At 76.8% G+C, this 4,005-nt stretch carries 4 protein-coding genes and 1 pseudogene; 4 read left to right on the top strand and 1 reads right to left on the bottom strand.

What is annotated here, in order from left to right:
* From AC0CYZ_RS17160 to AC0CYZ_RS17145, 4 genes and pseudogenes are all read left to right on the top strand, one after another.
* Positions 1–115: pseudogene (locus tag AC0CYZ_RS17160) on the top strand (50S ribosomal protein L13); the annotation flags it as partial.
* Positions 112–699, top strand: a complete 588-nt coding sequence (rpsI, locus tag AC0CYZ_RS17155; RefSeq protein WP_472217482.1) for a 30S ribosomal protein S9 — start codon at positions 112–114, stop codon at positions 697–699. The pseudogene AC0CYZ_RS17160 and the gene rpsI, both read left to right, overlap by 4 nt.
* Positions 699–2,051: a phosphoglucosamine mutase gene (glmM, locus tag AC0CYZ_RS17150; protein WP_472217480.1), complete on the top strand. Its 1,353-nt coding sequence runs from the start codon at positions 699–701 to the stop codon at positions 2,049–2,051. Before rpsI ends, glmM begins: the two co-directional genes overlap by 1 nt.
* Positions 2,052–2,191: 140 nt before the next feature.
* Positions 2,192–3,115 carry a WXG100 family type VII secretion target gene (locus tag AC0CYZ_RS17145; RefSeq protein ID WP_472217478.1) on the top strand — a complete coding sequence of 308 codons (924 nt, stop codon included), beginning with the start codon at positions 2,192–2,194 and terminating at the stop codon, positions 3,113–3,115.
* Here AC0CYZ_RS17145 and AC0CYZ_RS17140 read toward each other — a convergent pair.
* Positions 3,091–3,966 carry an alpha/beta hydrolase gene (locus AC0CYZ_RS17140; RefSeq protein ID WP_472217476.1) on the bottom strand — a complete coding sequence of 292 codons (876 nt, stop codon included), beginning with the start codon at positions 3,964–3,966 and terminating at the stop codon, positions 3,091–3,093. The two genes, AC0CYZ_RS17145 and AC0CYZ_RS17140, sit on opposite strands and share 25 nt — an antisense overlap.
* Positions 3,967–4,005 lie beyond the last annotated feature (39 nt).

Here is a 4,005-nt window from a genome sequence, read left to right as displayed (position 1 = left end):
CCACAACCGTCTGGGCCGGGCGATGGCGTCGAAGCTCAAGGTCTACGCCGGCCCCGAGCACCCGCACGCCGCCCAGCAGCCCGTGCCGTACGAGATCCGACAGGTGAGCCAGTGACCACCCCCGACGACCCGAGCGTCGAGCCCGACAGCGCCGACTACGAGATCAGCTCCGAGGCCCCGGAGGGCGGGCAGTCGCTCGCCGAGGCCGCGAACCTGCCCGCCGACGGTGGCGATGCCGTCGAGGCGACGGGCGACGACGAGCTGGGCGCCGAGGTCTTCGGCGACGCCCCGGCCCCGGTCTTCGCCACGATCGACCGCCCCATCCAGACGGTCGGCCGCCGCAAGAAGGCCATCGTCCGGGTGCGCCTCGTCCCCGGCAACGGCAAGTTGACGATGAACGGCAAGGCGTTCGACGACTACTTCCCGAACAAGGTGCACCAGCAGCTCATCCGTGAGCCGCTCGTGAACACCGAGCGCACCGAGCAGTTCGACATCTACGCCAACCTCACCGGTGGCGGGACGTCGGGCCAGGCCGGCGCGCTCCGCCTCGCCATCGCGCGGGCGCTCGTCCTCATCGACCCCGAGGACCGCCCGGGCCTGAAGAAGGCCGGCTTCCTCACCCGTGACCCGCGGGCCACGGAGCGCAAGAAGTACGGCCTGAAGAAGGCCCGGAAGGCTCCGCAGTACTCGAAGCGCTGATGGGTCGCCTGTTCGGGACCGACGGCGTCCGCGGCCTCGCGAACGCCGACCTCTCGCCCGAGCTGGCCCTCTCCGTCGCCTCCGCCGCCGCCCGCGTGCTCGTCGAGCACGCGGGGGGTGGCGGTTCGGCGCGTCCGGTGGCGGTCGTCGGCCGCGACCCCCGGGCGAGCGGGGAGATGCTCGAGGCCGCGGTGTGCGCCGGCCTCTCCGCCGCGGGCGCCGACGTCCGGCGGGTCGGCGTGCTCCCGACGCCGGCCGTCGCGTTCCTGACCGCGCGGCTCGGCGCCGACCTCGGCGTCATGATCTCCGCGTCGCACAACGCGATGCCCGACAACGGCATCAAGCTGTTCGCGTCCGGGGGGCACAAGCTCCCCGACGCCGTCGAGGACGAGATCGAGGCCCACGCCGCCCGGCCCGTGCAGCCGGCCGAGCGGCCGACCGGGCACGACATCGGACGCGTCACCGACGAGCCCGACGCGCTCGCCCTCTACCTCGACCACCTCCTCGCGGCCACCCCGGTCCGGCTCGACGGGCTGCACGTGGTCGTCGACTGCGCGCACGGCGCCGCGTCGCTGGCCGCTCCCCGCGCCTACGAGCGCGCCGGCGCCCGGGTCACGACGCTCGCGGCCGAGCCCGACGGCTGGAACATCAACGAGGGCGTCGGCTCCACCCACCTCGACGGCCTGTGCAAGGCGGTCGTCGCGCACGGGGCGGACCTCGGCATCGCCCACGACGGCGACGCCGACCGCTGCCTCGCGGTGGCGGCCGACGGCACCGTCGTCGACGGCGACCAGATCCTCGGCGTCCTCGCCGTGGGGATGCGCGAGGCCGGGGAGCTCGCCCAGGACACGCTGGTCGCCACGGTGATGAGCAACCTCGGGCTCCACCTCGCCATGGACGAGGCCGGGATCGCGGTGCGCACCACCGCCGTCGGCGACCGCTACGTGCTCGAGGAGCTGCGCACCGGGGCGTTCACCCTCGGCGGCGAGCAGTCCGGGCACGTCGTGCTCCCGGGGCACGCCACCACCGGCGACGGCCTGCTCACCGCGCTCCGCCTCATGGCGCGGATGGCCACGACCGGCCGGTCGCTCGGGGACCTGGCCGCCGTCGTCGAGCGCCTCCCGCAGGTGCTCGTGAACGTGCACGTCCACGACAAGGCCGCCGTCGGCGCCTCGCCGCGGGTCGCCGAAGCGGTCGCCGCCGAGGAGGCCGCGCTCGCGGGCCGGGGGCGGGTGCTGCTGCGTCCCTCGGGGACCGAGCAGGTCGTGCGCGTCATGGTCGAGGCGCCCACCGAGGACGTCGCGCGCGAGGTCGCCGACCGCCTCGCGGCCCTCGTCGCGACCGCGGCCTGACGCCGATCACGAGTGGTCCCGCAGCGCTGCGGGCCCGGGCACCGGACCGCGCCCGGGGACCACTCGACGGGCCGTGGCGGGACGGAACCCGCGGGCGGCCGGTGTGGATCCGGGTCCGCGGGCAGAGGAGGCTGGTGCGCGTGACGCGGCGTCCGGGACACCGGCGGGGAGGCGGCCCCGCCGCGTCCCCGCTGCGCGCCGTGCCGCCGGCCCGTCGGCTGGCCGACCTCGGCGTCCCCGATTCCGACGCGGTGCTCGCGGCCGCGGACGGCGCCGTCGGCGTCGTGGCCGCCCTGCTCCCCGCCCGGCTCGCGCTCGCCGGGCCGGCCGGGCTCCCGGCCCCGCCCGTGGACGCCGCGGGGCTGCTCACCCGCCACGCGGCCCAGCGCGGCGTGCGCTTCGCCGCCCTGGCCGCGGGCGCGGAGGATCTCCGGGGTGCCGCCGCCCGCATCCGCGCGCGCCACCGGGCCCTGGCGGAGGAGGCGGGTGCACTCTGGGAGCACTGGTCCGGGCCGTCGGCCGACGAGGTCGCCGACCGGGTCGTGTCGCTCGGGCGCGCCGCCCAGGAGATCGTGACGCTGCTCGAGGAGACCGCGGACACCGTCGAGGGCGCGGGGCTGGCGGTGGCCGACGACGTCGCCGACCGGGCGACCGCGGCGACCGAGCTGGCCGCCGACCTGCCGGGCCCGCCGGCCGACCCCGACACCGCGGCGGCGCGCGCGTGGGCGGCCGACGTCGACGCGCGGCTGCACCGCTACCTCGACGCCGCCGACCGCACCGACGAGGCGATCGCCGCCACCTGGCGCGACCTCGCCGAGCGCATCGGGGTGCTGCGGGCGCTCTCCGGCCGCCCCGCAGGCGAGGTCGAGGACCTCGCCGTCGACGCGGGCGCCCTGCCCCCGGACCTGCTGGCGCTGCCCGAGATCCTCGCCGCGCTCGGGTCCCTGACCGACCTCGACCTCGACCTCGACGGTGACGGCGACCCGGACGGGGCGTCCGACGACGACCCACCCGGGCCGTCGGGAGCCGCCGGTCCGGCTCAGACGGTGGACGACTCCCGGTAGACCTTCACGTCGGTGCCCTTCACGGAGCCGTCGACGACGTCGGAGTACTTCTTCTCCCCGGCGAGGTGGTGGAGCAGGAACCCGGTGAGCAGGGCCTTGACCTGGGTCCCGACGCCGAGGTCGGCCTTGCCGTCGAGGACGAGGTCGCTCCAGTGCTTGCCCTCGACGATGCCGAGGTGGCTCGCCTTCTTGATGGTCCGCATCACCGACGGGCCCGCCCAGGCCTCGGCGACGGGCTGCGTCCCGGCGGCCGGGGGCGCCACGAGGTCCTTGCCGAACGCGAGGTGCATGCCGGGGACGTGCACGGCCCGGGCGGCCTCCTGGGCCGAGGGCCGGGACTCCGAGAGCGCGATGGTCGCGACGGCCTGCACGACGAGGTCGGAGCCGGACTCCCAGTAGGGCTCGCCGACGGCCTGCACCCGGGTGTCGTGGGCGGTCACGCTGGCCGCGAGCACCGCGGCGCCCGCGCCCATCCCGTGTCCGGCGAGCCCGAGCTTGCGGGGGTCGACGCTGACCTGGGCGCCCCGCGCGGTCCCGCCCAGGCGCACCGAGGAGCAGACGTCGAGCGCGGTGCGCAGGTCGGTGGCGAGGCGGCGGTGCGAGGCGAAGGGCCCGCGCTCGGTGTCGGGCGCCACGGCGACGATGCCCCACGACGCGAGGTGGCGCAGCAGGCCGAGGTAGCGCGACGCCGGGTTCAGCCAGTCGTGCCCGAACGCGACCGCGGGCAGGCCCTCGCCGGAGGCGGGCGTGAACACCACGCCGGGCAGGCCGACGAGCGCCAGCTCGCCGCGCAGCACCTCGTGCGGCCCCGGCCGCCCGAGCTCGGAGACGATCTGCTTCGCGCTCGCCATGGCGCCGGACCCTAGAGGATCCGCACCGCCGCTGGCCTG

It is taken from the genome of Actinomycetospora sp., from assembly GCF_055612215.1.
Note: the sequence above shows the minus strand (reverse complement) of the source record. Positions and strands in the feature narration are given on the sequence as shown.

What these genes read in the sequence shown, in the direction of transcription:
- glmM (WP_472217480.1), top strand. Translation starts at nt 699, where the DNA reads ATGGGTCGCCTGTTCGGGACCGACGGCGTCCGCGGCCTCGCGAACGCC.
- AC0CYZ_RS17140 (WP_472217476.1), bottom strand. Translation starts at nt 3,966, where the DNA reads ATGGCGAGCGCGAAGCAGATCGTCTCCGAGCTCGGGCGGCCGGGGCCG.